The organism is Mesorhizobium sp. M1423 (genome assembly GCF_040317575.1).
GTDB lineage: Bacteria > Pseudomonadota > Alphaproteobacteria > Rhizobiales > Rhizobiaceae > Mesorhizobium.
On record NZ_JAMYKU010000011.1, the window covers coordinates 126,169 to 142,308 of the forward strand.

Genomic DNA, 16,140 nt, shown 5'->3' on the forward strand with positions numbered 1-16,140 from the left:
GACACCGCGCATAAAAGCAACAGGGGAACGACCATGACAATCAACAGACGAGAATTGCTCGGATATGGCGCGGCCGCGCTTGGCGCTACGGCGCTCGGCCTGCCGCAAATCGCCAAGGCTGCCGGCGAACTGACCATCGCCTACAATGTCAACCTGCCGTCCTGGGACCCGACCACCGGGCCTTCGGCAGTCAACCCGACCATCCAGGGCCTTTACCAATCGGTGTTCGACCAGTTCATCCCGCAGAAGCCGGACCTTTCCTTCGCGCCCGGCCTGCTCACCGAATGGGGCTGGAACGAAGATCGCAGCAAGATCACGATGACGGTGCGCGAGGGCGTCACCTGGCATGACGGCTCGCCATTTACGGCCGAAGACGTGGTCTGGTCGCTGCAGCGGGCGGGCGACGAGAAGACCGGCAACCCGATCCAGTTCGTCTGGAAGAACGTCAACAACTTCAAGATCGACGGCAACAAGATCACCGGCGATGTCGTCCAATTCGACCCGGTGTATTTCAAATGGATGTCGTTCCTGACCGGCTACATCATGCCGAAAGCCTATTACGAGAAGGTCGGCGCCGAGGGTTTTGAGAAGGCTCCGATCGGCACCGGGCCCTATATGGTCGACAAATTCGAGCGCAACGCCTTCCTGCGGCTCAAGGCCAACCCTAACTATTGGGGTGGCAAGCCGGCCTTCAAAAACGTGACCATCAAGTTCGTCACCGATGCGGCGAGCCGCGTCGCCGAGATCGAGTCCGGTTCCTCGCAGGTGACGCTCGAAATCCCCTATGAGGAATATGACCGCCTGATCGCCAAGGACGGGCTTGCCGGCTCGTGCAAGAACGTTTCCGACATCGGCATGATCTTTTTCAACGACATCGATGTGATGCTGGACAAGAACGTGCGCCAGGCGGCGGTGATGGCGGTCGACAAGAAGCTGCTGGTCGACCGGCTGTTGCGCGGCTACGGCCAGCCGATCGGTACGCTGGAGACGCCGGAATACGCTGCCTACGATGCGTCGATCAAGGTCGAACATAACCCGGAAAAGGCCAAGGAATTGCTGGCCGCCTCCGGCTATTCGCCGGAAAAGCCGGTCAAGTTCACGATCCAGACGACCAAGGGCTTCAAGCCCAAGGATTACGAGATGATCCAGGCGATCGTCGGCATGTGGCGCAAGGTCGGCATCGAGGCGACGATCGAGGTCTACGAAATTGCCAAGCACTACGAGCTGCGCGCCGCCGACAAGCTGGCGCCGGCAGCCTTCTACAATTGGGGCAACGCCATCGGCGACCCCACCACTTCGACCGGCTTTGCCATGTATGGCCCGAGCCCGCATTCGGTGTGGGACAGCCAGGACTTGATCGACATGATCAACCCGCTATGGGGCGAGAAGGACGAGGCCAAGCGCATCGCCGGCTGGAAGGCCGTCGACAAATACATCGCCGAGCAGGCCTATGTGCTGCCGTTGATCCAGTATGCGCAGCCGATCGTGCATGCCAAGGGCGTCAATGTCGTGCAGCATGTGTCGGGCGCGCTGTTGCCGGCGCTGATGAGCCCGGCCTGAGATCGGCCCGGGACTAACGCGCGCCGTCTGCAACGACGGCGCGCCTTTTCCGCCAGGCATACAGGCGACCATGCTGCTGCAAAGATTCCTGATCCGTCTTCTGACGATGGCGATCACGCTGTTCGGCGTGGCCGTCGTCGTCTTTATCGTCATCCGCGTCGCCCCCGGCGATCCGATCGCGATGATGCTGCCGCCCGGCGCCACCGATGCCGACATCGCGCGGCTGCGCGCGCTGTACGGGCTGGACAAGACGATCGTCCAGCAATTCTTCATCTGGCTGTCCGGCGTAGTCAGAGGCGATTTCGGCACGTCGATCTCACTGCGGCAGGATGTGCTGGGGCTGGTCTTCAATCGCCTCCCGGCGACGCTGGAGCTCGCCTCCGTCGCGCTTGTGATGGCGGTGGCGATCGGCGGCACGATGGCGATCCTCGGCGCGCGCGAGCGCGGCACCGCGGTCGAGGCCGGCATCGACATTGCCAGTGGTGCGGCGCTCTCAATTCCCGATTTCCTGTGGGGTCTGGTGCTGATCTTGTTGTTCGGCGTGCTGGTGCCGGTGTTCGACATTTCCGGCCGGGTGTCGCCGCAACTCGACCTGCCCTTCGCCACGCAATTCTATCTGTTCGAAAGCATCGTGCGACTGCGCTTCGACCTGACCAGGGACCTGCTGGCACACATGCTGATGCCGGCGATCGCGCTGGCGCTGCCGCTGGCCGCGATCATCTCGCAGCTGCTGAAACAGTCGCTGAAGGAAGTGCTCGACCTCGACTATGTCGTGCTGGCGCGGGTAAAGGGCTTTTCGGAAACGCAGGTCATCCTGCGCGAGGCGTTGAAGAACGCGGCGCTGCCGACGCTCACTCTGGTCGGCGTGCAGTTTACCTTCCTGATCGGCGGCACGGTCATCGTCGAACGGCTGTTTTCCTATGAAGGTCTCGGCAATATGGCGATCGATGCCGTCATCAATCGCGACCTGCCGCTGATCCAGGGCATCGTGCTGGTCTTCGCGCTGTTGTTCGTGCTGATCAACCTTGCCGTCGACATGATGTACGCGTTGCTCAATCCGAGGCTGCGCCATGGATGAGGCCCGCATTTCAAGACATGGCTCGCGCGCCCGCCTGTGGCTGGCCGGCGGCTGGCTGCTGATTGCGCTGTTGGCCGCAATTTTTGCGCCGCTGGTCGCACCGCAGGACCCACTGGCGCAGGATTTGATGCTGGAGCGCCTGCCGCCGTTCTGGCTGGGCGGTGCCGAGCCCGGCTACTGGCTCGGCACCGACAGCCTCGGCCGCGATCTGTTGTCACGGCTGATCTTCGGTGCGCGCATCGCCTTCATCGTCGCCTTCGCGGCGGCCTTTGCCGCCTGCCTGGTCGGCTCGACGCTCGGCCTGATCGCCGGCTATTTCGGCGGCTGGGCCGACCGCATCATCTCGCGTATCGTCGATGTCTGGATGGCGTTTCCGCCGGTGCTGTTTGCCATCCTTCTGGTCGCCGTGCTCGGCACCGGCTTGAGCTCGGTCATCATCGCCATCGCCGTCATCGACTGGACGCGCTTCTGCCGGGTGATCCGCGCCGAGACCATGGGTCAGTCGCGCATGGACTATGTCGAGAACGCCCGCATCGCCGGCTATGGCCGCATCGGCATCATGCTGCGCGAGGTGCTGCCCAATGTGGTGCCGTCGATTGTGGCGCTGCTGTCGCTGGAGATGGGCATTGCCGTCATCGTCGAGGCGATCCTGTCCTTCGTCAATCTGTCGATCTCGACAGACGACCCGACCTGGGGCGGCATCATCGCCGAGGGCCGCCTGTCGATCCATCAGGCCTGGTGGGTGCTGGTGTTCCCGCTGGTCACGCTGATCCTGACGGTGCTGTCGTTCAGCCAGTTCGGCGAGGGCCTCAGGGCGCGTTTCGATCCGGTGCTGCGATGAACGCGCCTGCGAAACCCTGCCTGGACATACGCAACCTTAGCGCGGTGCTGCCTAATGGCTTGCGCGTGCTGCGCTCGGTGTCGCTCGCCGTCGAGCCCGGAGAAGTCCGCGCGCTGGTCGGCGAGAGCGGCGCCGGCAAGACAATGATCGGCAAGGCCGTGCTCGGCGTGCTGCCACCGAGCATGCGCATCGTCGAAGGCAATATGCTGCTCGAAGGCGAGGATCTGGGCCGGCTGGCACCCAAGGCAAGGCGCACCCTGATCGGCGCGCGCACGGCGCTGATCCCGCAAGACCCGCTGACGGCGCTCAATCCGTCACGGCGCATCGGCCCGCAAATGACCGACCGGCTGGTGCGCATCCTCGGCTGGAGCGGTGAGAAGGCCGATGCACGCATCCGCCAATTGCTGGACGAGGTGCAGATCCGCGACCCCGAGCGCGTGCTCAAATGCTATCCGCACGAGCTGTCCGGCGGCATGCGGCAGCGCGTGCTAATCGCCGCGGCGTTTGCAGCCGAACCAAGGCTGATCGTCGCCGACGAGCCGACGACCGCGCTCGACGTGACCGTGCAGAAACAGATCTTGCGGCTGATCGCGCAATTACAGCGCGAGCACGGCACGGCGATCCTGTTCGTTACTCACGATCTCGGTGTGGTTGCCAAGATCAGCCAGAAAGTTTCGGTGCTCTATGCTGGCAAGGTGGTGGAAGAGGCCGATACCGCAGCGCTGTTCGCCGCACCCCAGCACCCTTATACGCTGGCGCTGATGGCGGCGACACCGCGTTACACCGATCCGTTCGCCTCGCTGAAGCCGGTCGACGACAAGGTACTGGCCGGGCTGGCCGCGGAGATCGCCGCCGCCGACCAGGCATGGAGGCGACCGCATGGTTGAGCCGCTGTTTTCCGTGCGCGGGTTGAAGGTTGCGTTGCCCGATATGACGCGCAAACCGCTGATCGGCCGGGCGCCGCTGGCCGAGATCCTGAAAGGCCTGGATTTCGACCTGCCAAGGGGATCGGTGACCGGCATCGTCGGCGAATCCGGCTCCGGCAAATCGACGCTCGGCCGCGCGCTGGTGCGCCTGCTGGAGCCCAGTGCCGGCAACGTCATGTTCGACGGCCGCGACATCACACATCTGCCTGAGGCCGAGCTCCGGCCGCTGCGCCGCAATCTGCAGATGATCTTCCAGGATCCGATGTCGTCGCTCAACCCGCGCCGCACCATCTTCAGCATCATTGCAGCACCCCTCAAACAGAACGGGCTTGGCGACAATCTCAAGGCACGCGTCGCGGAGGCGCTGCAGCGCGTCGGCCTGCCGCAGAGCTTTGCCGGCCGCTACCGTCACGAATTGTCGGGCGGCCAGCGCCAGCGCGTCGGCATTGCCCGCGCACTGGCGCTGTCGCCGAAATTCGTGCTGGCCGACGAAATCGTCTCCGGCCTCGACGTCTCGACCCAGGCGCAGATCCTGACGTTGCTGGAAAAACTCGCCGCCGAAATGGGCCTGACCGTTGCCTTTATCAGCCACGATCTGTCGGTGATCCGGAGGCTCTGCCGGCAAGTGATCGTCATGCGCGAAGGCGCGATCGTCGAAGCCAGCGCGACGGATACTTTGTTCGAGCACCCGCGGCAGGCCTACACGCGCGACCTCCTCGCCGCCATTCCGCTGCCCGAGATCGATGACGCCTGGCTGCTTCCCGCCCCAAAGGCGCCGGCATGAAGCACAATCCTATTCGCACGCCGAAGAGCGGGCCTCGGGCGTGCGCCCGGCAAAATGTCCCGCTATGGAGGATGACTGATATGAAGAATGCGATCCGATATGCGACGCTTGCAGCCACCGTGCTGGGAAGCATCGGCACCGCTTGCGCCAGTTCCATACCCGGCATGCGTGGCCACGACCACACCGGCGTCACCGTCCCCGAGATGCAGCAGGCGGTCGATTTCTTCACCGAAGTGGTTGGCTGCAAGAAGGCGATGTCGTTCGGCCCGTTCGCCGACGACAAGGGCACATTCATGCAGGATCTGCTGGGCGTCGATCCCAAGGCGGTGATCGAGGAGATCACCCTGGTCCGCTGCGGACACGGGTCGAACATCGAGCTGTTCAAATACACCGCGCCGGACCAGAAGGACCTGACGCCTCGCAACAGCGACATAGGCGGCTTCCATATCGCCTTCTATGTCGACGACATCGCCGCCGCAAAAGCCTATCTTGACGGCAAGGGCGTCAAGACGCGAATGGGACCGCTGCCGGTTACCGAAGGCCCCGCCGCCGGCCAGGCCATCCTTTACTTCCAGGCCCCTTGGGGCTTGCAGTTGGAAGCGATCAGCTATCCCAATGGCATGGCCTATGAAAAGGATGCAGAAACGGTGCTGTGGAGCCCGAAGAACCCGGAAAAATAGCCCGGGAGTCCCTGGCCTGCCGAGCCGACTGCCGGCAAGGCGAGTTATCCGGGGCGGATTGTTTCAATCTTGAAACTTCAAGCTTGAATTAATTTTCCTCAGGCGTAAACTCGACAAACAGAAGCGAAGAGGAGATCGCACGATGAAAGTTGCGGTTCTCGGCGGCGGACCAGCCGGCCTCTACTTTGCCATCTCGATGAAGCTCCGGGATGCGGCGCATGAGGTGACGGTGATCGAGCGCAACCGTGCCGACGATACGTTCGGCTGGGGCGTCGTGCTGTCGGCCGAAACGCTGGAGAACCTGACCAGGAACGACCCGGTCAGCGCCGTCTGGATCCGCAAGCATTTTGCCTATTGGGACGATATCGCCGTTATCCATGACGGCGTGCGCACGGTCTCGACCGGTCACGGCTTTTGCGGCATCGGCCGCAAGCGGCTGCTCACGCTGCTGCAGCGGCGGGCGCGTGAACTCGGCGTCAAGCTGGTCTTCGAGACCGACATCGCCGATCCCAAGCCATATATGGAGACGCACGATCTGGTCGTCGCCGCCGATGGGCTGAACTCGAAAGCGCGGGGCGCCTTCGTCGACGTGTTCAAGCCCGATATCGATGTCCGCAAATGCAAGTTTGTCTGGCTCGGCACCCGTCAGAAATTCGACGACGCCTTCACCTTCATCTTCGAGAAAACCGAACATGGCTGGGTCTGGGCGCATGGCTACCAGTTCGACAGCGATACCGCGACCTTCATCGTCGAATGCAGCGAGCAGACCTGGCAACGCTTCGGCTTCGGCGCGATGTCTCAGCAGGAATCGATTGCTGTCTGCGAGCGCATCTTTGCCCGCCATCTCGGCGGCCACGCGCTGATGACCAATGCCAATCATATCCGCGGCTCGGCCTGGATCAATTTCCCGCGCGTCTTGTGCGAACGCTGGTCCTACAAGAACCTGGCGCTGATGGGCGACGCGGCGGCGAGCGCGCATTTCTCGATCGGGTCCGGCACCAAGCTGGCGCTGGAAAGCGCGGTGGCGCTGGCCGACTATGTCGAGTCCGAGCCGGACCTCGAGGCAGCCTTCCGCAAATATGAGGACGCCCGCCGCACCGAAGTGCTGAAGCTGCAGTCGGCGGCACGCAATTCGCTCGAATGGTTCGAGGAGGTCGAGCGCTATCTCGGCCTCGATCCGGTGCAGTTCAATTATTCGCTGCTGACGCGTTCGCAGCGCATCAGTCACGAGAATTTGCGGCTGCGCGATGCCGAATGGCTGGCCGGCGCCGAGGAATGGTTCCAACGTCAGGCCGGTGCTGGCGGCAACAGTCTGCGTCGCGCGCCGATGTTTGCGCCGTTCCGGCTGCGCGACATGGCGCTGCAGAACCGTATCGTCGTCTCGCCGATGGCGCAGTACAAGGCGGTCGACGGCTGTCCGACCGACTGGCATTTCGCCCACTATGCCGAACGGGCCAAGGGCGGCGCCGCTCTCCTCTACATCGAGATGACCTGTGTCAGCCCGGAAGGCCGCATCACGCCAGGCTGCCCCGGTTTCTATGCGCCCGAGCATGAGGTCGCCTGGAAGCGGCTGGTCGAGTTCGTTCATGCCGAAACCGAAGCCAAAATCTGTGCGCAGATCGGCCATTCCGGCGCCAAGGGATCGACCCGGCTCGGCTGGCAGGGAACCGACGTGCCGCTGACCTCGGGCAATTGGCCCGTCATGGCGGCATCTTCCGTGCCGTGGTCGCCGCAGAACCAGGTGCCGAAGGCGATGGACCGCGCCGACATGGATACGGTGCGCGAGCAGTTCGTCGCTTCGGCCGAGATGGCGGCGCGCTGCGGCTTCGACATGCTCGAAATCCACGCCGCGCACGGTTATCTCCTGTCCTCCTTCATCACACCCTTGACCAACCGGCGCACCGACTCCTATGGCGGCTCGTTGGAAAACCGCATGCGCTATCCCTTGGAAATCTTTCATGCGGTGCGCGCCGTATGGCCGGCTGAAAAGCCGATCTCGATGCGCATCTCCGCCAATGACTGGCTCGGCATCGAGGGCGTGACGCCGGCCGATGCGGTCGAGATCGCGCGGCAGCTGCATGAAGCCGGAGTCGACATCTGCGACGTGTCGGCCGGCCAGACTTCGGCCGTGGCAAGACCGGTCTATGGCCGCATGTTCCAGACGCCATTTTCCGACCGCATCCGCAACGAAGTCGGCATGGCGACCATGGCGGTCGGCAATATCTACGAGCCGGACCATGTCAACTCGATCCTGATGGCCGGCCGCGCCGACCTCGTCGCACTGGCAAGGCCGCATCTTGCCGATCCCTATTGGACGCTGCATGCGGCGGTCACGCTTGGCGATCGCGGCGTCAAATGGCCGGATCCCTATCTGCCCGGCCGCGACCAACTCTACCGGCTGGCCGAGCGCGAAGCGGCGGCGGGGTTGAAAGTATGAGTTCCGCCGCAGCGATTTCAGGGCGACATGCGCTGGTCACCGGCGGCGGCTCCGGCGTCGGCCGGGCGATCGCGCTGGCGCTGGCCGGCGCAGGCATCGATGTGACCATCTGTGGCCGGCGCGTGGAGCCGCTTGCCGAGGTCGCCGCTCAGAACAAGCGCATCTTCGCCATTGCCGCCGACGTCACCGACGAGGCATCGATGGCGTCGCTCTACGAGGACGCGGAAGCGGCACGCGGACCGTTAGACGTCGTCGTTGCCAATGCCGGCATGTCCGGCAGCGCCTCGGCGCAGCGGACCTCGCTGGCAGACTGGCAGCGCACGCTCGACGTCAACTTGACCGGTGTGTTCCTGACGGTGAAGCCGGCGCTGGCCGGCATGGCCGCGCGCAAGACGGGCCGTATCATCTTCATCGCTTCCACCGCCGGACTGAAAGGCTATCCCTATGTTGCAGCTTATGTCGCAGCCAAGCATGGCGTCGTCGGTCTGATGCGGGCACTCGCCGTCGAGACCGCGAAGTCCGGCGTGACCGTAAATGCGGTGTGCCCGGGTTTCGTCGAAACCGAAATGCTGGAAGGCGCCGTTCGGCGCATCGTCGAAACGACCGGCCGCTCGGCCGAGCAGGCGCGGACAAGCCTTGCCGAGACCAACCCGCAAGGCCGCTTCATCCAGCCAGAGGAAATTGCAGCCGCCGTGCTCTATCTGTGTAGCGACGCCGCCGGGTCGATCACCGGACAAACGATTTCGATCTCCGGAGGTGAGACATGGTAGCCGGTCCCCTGCCCGCCCCGTCCGGACCCGGCAAGGACCGCCTGCGGCTGTGGATACGCTTGCTGCGCGCCTCGCGCACCATCGAGGCCGAGCTGCGCGAACGCTTGCGGCAAGAATTCAACACAACGCTGCCACGCTTCGACGTGATGGCCGCGCTCTACAGGGCGCCCGAGGGCATGCTGATGAGCGACCTGTCGCGCTTCCTGCTAGTGTCCAACGGCAATGTCACGGGCATCATCGACCGGCTGGTCTCGGAAGGGCTGGTGATGCGAGCCCGACGCAATGGCGACCGCCGCACCTCGATGGTACGGCTGACGGAAGAGGGATCGAAGACTTTCGGCGTGATCGCCGCCGCGCATGAAAAATGGGTCGGCGAATTGCTGGGCAATGTGAGCGAGGACGAGGCGCGCCGGCTGACCGGCATGCTGACCTCCTTCCGCAGCAATTGGGAGGGACGGGAATGGCAAAGATAGCCGGCCGCAAGCCGAAGCATTTCCTCTGGCAGGTCGAAGGCAAAATCGCAAAGATCCGGCTTGACCGGCCGGAGCGCAAGAACCCGCTGACCTTCGACAGCTATGCCGAATTGCGCGACACTTTTCGCGATCTCGTCTATGCCGACGACGTCGATGCGGTGGTGTTCCTTCCCAATGGCGGCAATTTCTGCTCGGGCGGCGATGTCCACGAAATCATCGGCCCACTGGTCAAGATGGACATGAAGGCGCTGCTCGCCTTCACTCGCATGACCGGCGATTTCGTCAAGGCGATGCTGAATTGCGGCAAGCCGATTATTGCGGCGGTCGACGGCGTGGCGGTCGGCGCCGGCGCGATTATCGCCATGGCCTCCGACATCCGCATCGCCACGCCACAGGCAAAAACGGCTTTCCTGTTCAGCCGCGTCGGCCTTGCCGGCTGCGACATGGGCGCCTGCGCGATCCTGCCGCGCATCATTGGCCAGGGTCGCGCCGCCGAACTGCTCTATACCGGCCGCACGATGAGCGCCGAGGAAGGCGAGCGCTGGGGCTTCTACAATCGGCTGGTCGATGCCGCAACGCTCGAGCCCGACGCGCTCGACATGGCCGCGCGCATCGTTTCCGGCCCAACCTTCGCCCATGGCATGACCAAGACGCAGCTGAACCAGGAGTGGTCGATGGGCCTCGACCAGGCTATCGAAGCGGAAGCGCAGGCGCAGGCGATCTGCATGCAGACCCGCGATTTCGAACGGGCCTACAAGGCTTTCGTCGCCAAGGAGAAGCCGGTGTTCGAGGGGGATTGAGGATGATCGCTTCCATGGGCACGCTGGCAAGACAGCACCCCCCTCTGGCCTGCCGGCCATCTCCCCCTCAAGGGGGGAGATTGGATGTCAGGCCCGCTTTCGCCAATCTCCAACATCGCCGGGAGAGCAGTGGCAGCGAAGCCGCCAATCTCCCCCCTAGAGGGGGAGATGTCCGGCAGGACAGAGGGGGGCGCCGTGGAGCGCCAGGGCCGGAGAACTGTGGAGGCAGAAATGCCTGACCGTTCCTTCCTCACCTGGCCGTTTTTCGAGGACCATCACCGCGAGTTGGCAGAGCGGCTGGAGGCATGGTGCGCCAAGAACCTGCCGGTCGCGCATGACGATGTCGACGCAGCCTGCCGCGAGCTGGTGGCCAAGCTCGGCCGGGATGGCTGGCTGAAACCGACAGCGCTCGACACCGAAAACCCTGCAGCACTCGACGTGCGCACATTGTGCCTCACGCGCGAAACGCTGGCCCGGCATGACGGGCTGGCCGATTTCGCCTTCGCCATGCAAGGGCTCGGCACCGGCGCGCTCAGCCTGTTCGGCACGCCAGACCAGCAGCACTGGCTGGGGAAGACACGGGCCGGCAAGGCGATTTCGGCTTTCGCACTGTCGGAGGCGCGTTCGGGCTCGGACGTTGCCAATATGGAAATGACGGCCACGCGTGACGGCGATAGCTATATCCTATCCGGCGAAAAAACCTGGATCTCCAACGGCGGTATCGCTGACTTTTATGTTGTCTTTGTCCGTACTGGCGAAGCGCCCGGTGCCAAGGGGCTTTCGGCGTTCATCGTGCCGGCCGAGACAAAGGGCCTGACCATCGCCGAGCGGCTGGAGGTGATCGCGCCGCACCCGCTCGCCCGGCTGTCTTTCGACAATGCCCGCGTTCCAGCCTCGGCGCTGATCGGCAAACCCGGTGATGGTTTTCGCATCGCCATGTCGGTGCTCGACGTGTTCCGTTCGACGGTCGGGGCAGCTGCGCTCGGCTTTGCCCGGCGCGCGCTGGACGAAAGCATCAAAAGAGTGGCCGAGCGCAGGCTGTTCGGTGCAGCGATGGCCGAGCTGCAGATGGTGCAGGGCCACATCGCCGAGATGGCGCTGGATGTCGATGCCGCCGCCTTGTTGGTCTACCGCGCCGCCTGGACCAAGGACATGGGGACCGCCCGTGTCACCCGCGAAGCGGCGATGGCCAAGCTGTTCGCCACCGACAAGGCGCAGGAGGTGATCGACAGGGCTGTGCAGCTGCATGGCGGCGACGGCGTCCGCAGGGGCCATATCGTCGAAAGACTGTATCGCGAGATCCGGGCACTGCGCATCTACGAGGGAGCGTCGGACGTGCAGAAGGTGGTGATTGCACGGCAAGTGATGGGAGCGGCCTGAGACCGGAGTTTGTGTGGAAGAATTGATTGTCTTTGAGTTTTGAGCGACCGGATTTGAGCATTGGGAGGCTTTGATATGCACACCATCCTGCAGCCGGAAGGCTGGGCGAAACCCGTCGGCTACGCCAATGGCGTCGCCGCGCGTGGGCAGCTTGTCTTCGTCGGCGGGCAGGTCGGCTGGAACGGGCAGGGCCGCTTCGAGACCGACGATCTTGTCGGCCAGGTGAAGCAGACGCTGGCCAATATTGTCGCCGTGCTCGCCGAGGCCGGCGCCAAGCCGCAGCATATCACCTCGATGACCTGGTACTTTACCGACAAGGCGGAATATTTGGCCAATCTCAAGGGGATCGGCGAGGTCTATCGCGAGGTGATCGGCCGGCATTTTCCGGCGATGGCCGCCATGCAGGTGATGGCGTTGGTCGAGGATCGCGCCAAGGTTGAGATCCAGGCCACGGCGGTTATTCCGGACTGATGGCAACACGCGGCAATTTTTTAAGCTTAAAACTTTCGCCTTGAAAAGCGCGGTACTTTGGATAGCATCCGATGTCTTACGACTGCCGTGCCGGGAGGGCTTTCCGGCAGTCCGGTTACTTGGCGTATCAAAACCGTGCGGGGCCAACCCGTCCGATCACAACCAGAGGGAACGAAAATGAACTTCACCCGTCGCAACCTGCTTCTTGTTGCTGCCGCCATCGGCATCGCCGGCGGCCCGGCCTATGCCGAAGGCACGCTGAATGTCGGCGCCTATCCGACCAATCCGCCTTTTGAATACAAGAACGAGAGCGGTACATTCGAGGGTTTCGAAGTCGACATCATCAACGAAGCGGCAAAGCGTATCGGCATGACCACTGACATCGCCGACCTCGGTTTCCAGGCGCTGTTCGCCGCCACCACCTCTAAGCGCATCGACGTCGCCATTTCGTCGATCACCATCACGCCGGAGCGGCTGAAGTCGCAGTCGTTCACGCAACCCTACTATGATTCCGACATGGGCATCGCCGCGAAGGCCGACAGCCCAATCAAGGCCGAGGCCGACCTCAAGGGCAAGATCGTCGGCGTGCTGTCCGGCTCGACCGGCGAAACCTGGGTCAAGGCGCACCAGGAAGCGGACGGGTTCAGTGACGTCAAGGGCTACGACACGCAGCAGAATTTGCTGCTCGATCTCAGCTCCGGCCGCGTCGATGCGGCGGTCAGCGATATTCCGGGCCTGGAATATTCTTTCACCAGGATGAAGGATCTCGCCGTAAAAGAGCGCATCAAGACCGGCGAGCAGTACGGCCTGATGATGACCAAGGACCACCCGTTGCTCGGCAAGCTGAACGACGCGCTGACCGCGATGAAGACGGATGGCACGCTGGCCGCGATCCACAAGAAGTGGTTCGGCAGCGACGCACCGGCCGATTCCTCGACCGTCAAGGAAATGCCTATGCCGAAGGCCTGAGCGGCAGTTCGCGCTTAAATGTCGTGCCGGCTTTCGATGCCGGCACGATTTCGGATTTCGGGCTCGGGCTCGAGCGTCGCGGGACGCCAAACGTTTCGGGAATGCTGCGATGTCGCTGCTGGACACCTTCTTCAACGCCGACGTCATGATCTCCAGCCTGCCGGCACTGCTGCGCGGCTTCCTGAACACGCTGCTGCTCGGAATCATGAGCATCGGCATCGGTATTCCCGTCGGCCTCGCGATCAGCCTGGTGCGGCTCTATGCGCCAAAGCCGCTTCGGCTGCTGGCTGTCGGCTACATCGACATTTTCCGGGCGATGCCGGTGCTGGTCGTGCTGATCCTGATCTACTATGCGCTGCCGTTTCTCGGCATACGCCTGTCGTCTTGGACTTCCGCGGTGATGGCGTTCGCCATCATCATGGCGGCCTATTCGGCCGAGGTGTTCCGCTCCGGCATAGAAAGCATTCCGCGCGGCCAGTTCGAGGCGGCGCAGGCGCTCGGCCTGCCGTTCTTGCTGACCTTGCGCAAGGTCGTGCTGCCGCAGGCGATCCGCGTCGTCATTCCACCGATGACCAGCAACTGCGTTTCGATGTTCAAGGACACCTCGCTCGCCTCCACCGTGGCGCTGCCCGAACTGCTGAAGGAAGCGACCAACGCGCAATCGCTCTATGCCAACCCCTCACCGCTGATCGGCGCCGCGCTGGTCTATCTCATCTTTCTCTGGCCGATGGTCCGTCTCGTCAGCCTCCTTGAACGCCGATTTCAAACCGAAAAGACCCGCTGAATCTGTCAGCGCACTTCGCAGGAGACGACCTTGAACCAGCATCAGATTTCGAAAACGGGCGATGCCGCAGCTTTCCCGGTCGAGACGATCCGCGCCATGTTTCCCGCCTTGCAGCAGGCCGGCGACTTCATCTTCATGGACAATGCCGCCGGCGCGCAGATCCCGCAAAGTGTGCTCGACGCGGTCACCAACCATTTGGTCGCGCATAATGTGCAGCGCGGCGGCCGCTACGGCCGCAGCGTCACCGTCGATCAAGCCGTCGCCGGCGCGCGCGAAAGCGTGGCCTTGCTGATCAACGCCACCAACCCGGCGGAGATCTGTTTCGGCATGAACGCCACTTCGTTCATCCGCCTGGTCAGCCTCGGCATCGGCCAGATGCTTTCTGAGCGACCAAACGGGGAGCGTGACGAGATCGTCATCACCGACATGGATCACGATGCCAATATCGCGACGTGGCTGGCGCTGGCACCCGCCGGCGCCAAGTTCAAATGGTGGCGGATGCGCGAGGACGGCAATCTGCATGTCGACGATTTGCGCCCGCTGGTCTCCGAGCGCACCCGCCTCGTGGCCTGCACGGTGACGGCGCATTCGATCGGCTCGATCGTCGACGTTGCTTCAGTGGCTGGGATCGCGCATGCGGCAGGCGCCGAAGTGTTCCTCGACTGCGTGCATTACGGCCCGCACGGGCTGATCGATGTGCAGGCATGGGACTGCGACTATCTGGTCTGCTCCGGCTACAAGAATTTCTCGCCGCATATGGGCTTCCTGTGGGGCCGCTTCGAAACGCTGAAGCGTCTGCCGACCTTCCGCGAGGACTTCATTCCCGACGAGCCGCCCTATAAGATCGAGGCCGGCACCTTCATCTACGAGAACGTCTCCGGCATGGATGCCGCGGTGCGCTATCTCGAATCGATCGGCCGCAATTTCGCTCCAGCCAATAACCGATCGCGCCGCGACAACATCGTCGCCGGTATGAATGCCATTCGCGATTACGAGCAGGTGCTGGCGCGCGAAATGCTGGCGGTGCTCAAAGATTGCGGCGCGACGATCTACGGCGTGGCCGAAGAGGCACGCCTCCGCGAGCGCGTGCCGACCTTCTGCTTCAACATCGGCACGCTGTCGCCGCAGAGGATCGTCGAGGAGATGGCCGAGATGCAGATCGGCATTCGCGACGGCCACATGTATGCGCCGCGCCTGATGAAGCGGCTCAACCTCAGCATGGACAGCGGCGCCGTCCGCGCCTCGCTGGTGCATTACAATACGATCGAGGAAGTCCGGCGCTTCGGCGAGGCGCTTCGCACCATCATTGCCCGGCTGTCCTGATCGGGCTGGCCGGCGGCGCCGGCGCGATCCTCGTGAAGGGCGAAGGCGGTCGCACCCGGGTTCTCCAAGCCGGGGCGCAACTGCATGCTTGGGATCAGGTAATCGCCGCCATTCTGCTGCCGATAAGGAATGGGCTGGATTGTCTCGAGCGTCCGCATCCTTTCGCGCAGTCGCTCCGCGACAGGCTCGAAATCGGCCTCCCCGAAACGGTCCACCCTGTAGACCACGAACGGCGGAAGCACGTCGTAGCCCGGATAGTATAGAATCCCGTGGTTGATCGGGAACAGCAGGTCGTCGATCGGGCCGTTGACGCCGCGGGCGGAATAATGCTCCTCCCAGCCGCCGGTGGTAACGATTAGCATCGCGCGCTTGCCGGCGAGCGTTCCCTCGCCAAAGCGGTCACCCCACCTCTTATCGCTGTGCTCGCCGACGCCATAGGCGAAGCCGTAGGCATACACCCGATCGACCCAGCCCTTGAGGATCGCCGGCATGGCGTACCACCACAGGGGAAACTGGAGGATCAGGGTGTCGGCCCATAGCAGCTTGTCGATCTCCGCTTTGACGTCATCGGTCAGAGTGCCGCTCGCAAAAGCTTTTTTGGAGGCGCCGGCCGGCAGGAAGCGTGCTTCGGGCGGCCACGACGGAAAGTCGGCACGGTCCACCTCGGATTTCCAGCCATCGGCATAGAGGTCAGACACCCGCACCTCGTGGCCTTGGGTCTCGAGCTCCCTGATGGCGACGTCACGCAGTGCGCCGTTGAGCGAATTCGGTTCAGGATGAGCAAAAACAAGCAGGACTTTCATGGGTCTACTCCGAAGAAGGACGATAGACACCAAAGGTAGCCAGCCGTCGGCTAATCCACTA

16 protein-coding genes are annotated in these 16,140 nt (G+C 63.3%); 15 read left to right on the forward strand and 1 reads right to left on the reverse strand.

The annotated features are described in order from the left end of the window. The first annotated feature begins 33 nt into the window (after positions 1 to 33). From NKG95_RS16135 to NKG95_RS16205, 15 genes are all read left to right on the forward strand, one after another. On the forward strand, positions 34 to 1,560 hold the full coding sequence (locus NKG95_RS16135) for an ABC transporter substrate-binding protein (RefSeq protein ID WP_353041473.1): 1,527 nt from the start codon (positions 34 to 36) through the stop codon (positions 1,558 to 1,560). Positions 1,561 to 1,630: 70 nt separating this feature from the next. After that, positions 1,631 to 2,638: an ABC transporter permease gene (locus NKG95_RS16140; protein WP_023717865.1), complete on the forward strand. Its 1,008-nt coding sequence runs from the start codon at positions 1,631 to 1,633 to the stop codon at positions 2,636 to 2,638. Continuing rightward, entirely contained in the window at positions 2,631 to 3,479 is an 849-nt protein-coding gene (locus NKG95_RS16145; protein ID WP_023717866.1) for an ABC transporter permease, read from the forward strand. Before NKG95_RS16140 ends, NKG95_RS16145 begins: the two co-directional genes overlap by 8 nt. Continuing rightward, positions 3,476 to 4,366, forward strand: coding sequence for an ABC transporter ATP-binding protein (locus tag NKG95_RS16150; RefSeq protein ID WP_353041475.1), 891 nt, complete (start codon positions 3,476 to 3,478; stop codon positions 4,364 to 4,366). The genes NKG95_RS16145 and NKG95_RS16150 overlap by 4 nt, the downstream gene beginning before the upstream one ends. Continuing rightward, positions 4,359 to 5,189, forward strand: coding sequence for an ATP-binding cassette domain-containing protein (locus NKG95_RS16155; RefSeq protein WP_352847044.1), 831 nt, complete (start codon positions 4,359 to 4,361; stop codon positions 5,187 to 5,189). The genes NKG95_RS16150 and NKG95_RS16155 overlap by 8 nt, the downstream gene beginning before the upstream one ends. Positions 5,190 to 5,269: 80 nt before the next feature. Continuing rightward, a complete protein-coding gene (locus NKG95_RS16160) occupies positions 5,270 to 5,869 on the forward strand; it encodes a VOC family protein (RefSeq protein ID WP_353041477.1) in 600 nt (199 codons plus the stop codon). Between the two features lie 142 nt (positions 5,870 to 6,011). After that, entirely contained in the window at positions 6,012 to 8,306 is a 2,295-nt protein-coding gene (locus tag NKG95_RS16165) for a bifunctional salicylyl-CoA 5-hydroxylase/oxidoreductase (protein WP_353041479.1), read from the forward strand. Next, positions 8,303 to 9,076, forward strand: a complete 774-nt coding sequence (locus tag NKG95_RS16170) for an SDR family NAD(P)-dependent oxidoreductase (protein WP_023717869.1) — start codon at positions 8,303 to 8,305, stop codon at positions 9,074 to 9,076. The genes NKG95_RS16165 and NKG95_RS16170 overlap by 4 nt, the downstream gene beginning before the upstream one ends. Continuing rightward, positions 9,070 to 9,549: a MarR family winged helix-turn-helix transcriptional regulator gene (locus tag NKG95_RS16175; protein ID WP_023717870.1), complete on the forward strand. Its 480-nt coding sequence runs from the start codon at positions 9,070 to 9,072 to the stop codon at positions 9,547 to 9,549. Before NKG95_RS16170 ends, NKG95_RS16175 begins: the two co-directional genes overlap by 7 nt. Then, complete coding sequence (locus tag NKG95_RS16180) at positions 9,537 to 10,349, forward strand: enoyl-CoA hydratase family protein (RefSeq protein ID WP_353041481.1); 813 nt, start codon at positions 9,537 to 9,539, stop codon at positions 10,347 to 10,349. Before NKG95_RS16175 ends, NKG95_RS16180 begins: the two co-directional genes overlap by 13 nt. A gap of 231 nt (positions 10,350 to 10,580) precedes the next feature. Then, a complete protein-coding gene (locus NKG95_RS16185) occupies positions 10,581 to 11,729 on the forward strand; it encodes an acyl-CoA dehydrogenase family protein (protein ID WP_352483285.1) in 1,149 nt (382 codons plus the stop codon). A gap of 75 nt (positions 11,730 to 11,804) precedes the next feature. After that, positions 11,805 to 12,200, forward strand: a complete 396-nt coding sequence (locus tag NKG95_RS16190) for a RidA family protein (RefSeq protein ID WP_352483286.1) — start codon at positions 11,805 to 11,807, stop codon at positions 12,198 to 12,200. 177 nt (positions 12,201 to 12,377) lie between these two features. Continuing rightward, complete coding sequence (locus tag NKG95_RS16195; protein WP_023717874.1) at positions 12,378 to 13,169, forward strand: ABC transporter substrate-binding protein; 792 nt, start codon at positions 12,378 to 12,380, stop codon at positions 13,167 to 13,169. 109 nt (positions 13,170 to 13,278) lie between these two features. Beyond that, positions 13,279 to 13,953: an amino acid ABC transporter permease gene (locus NKG95_RS16200; RefSeq protein WP_023717875.1), complete on the forward strand. Its 675-nt coding sequence runs from the start codon at positions 13,279 to 13,281 to the stop codon at positions 13,951 to 13,953. Positions 13,954 to 13,983: 30 nt separating this feature from the next. Next, on the forward strand, positions 13,984 to 15,276 hold the full coding sequence (locus NKG95_RS16205; RefSeq protein ID WP_023717876.1) for a cysteine desulfurase-like protein: 1,293 nt from the start codon (positions 13,984 to 13,986) through the stop codon (positions 15,274 to 15,276). Here NKG95_RS16205 and NKG95_RS16210 read toward each other — a convergent pair. After that, the gene (locus tag NKG95_RS16210) at positions 15,207 to 16,079 is read right to left on the reverse strand and encodes an NAD(P)H-dependent oxidoreductase (RefSeq protein ID WP_352716797.1); all 873 of its coding nucleotides are present in this window, start codon (positions 16,077 to 16,079) and stop codon (positions 15,207 to 15,209) included. The genes NKG95_RS16205 and NKG95_RS16210 overlap by 70 nt on opposite strands. Between the last annotated feature and the right edge of the window lie 61 nt (positions 16,080 to 16,140).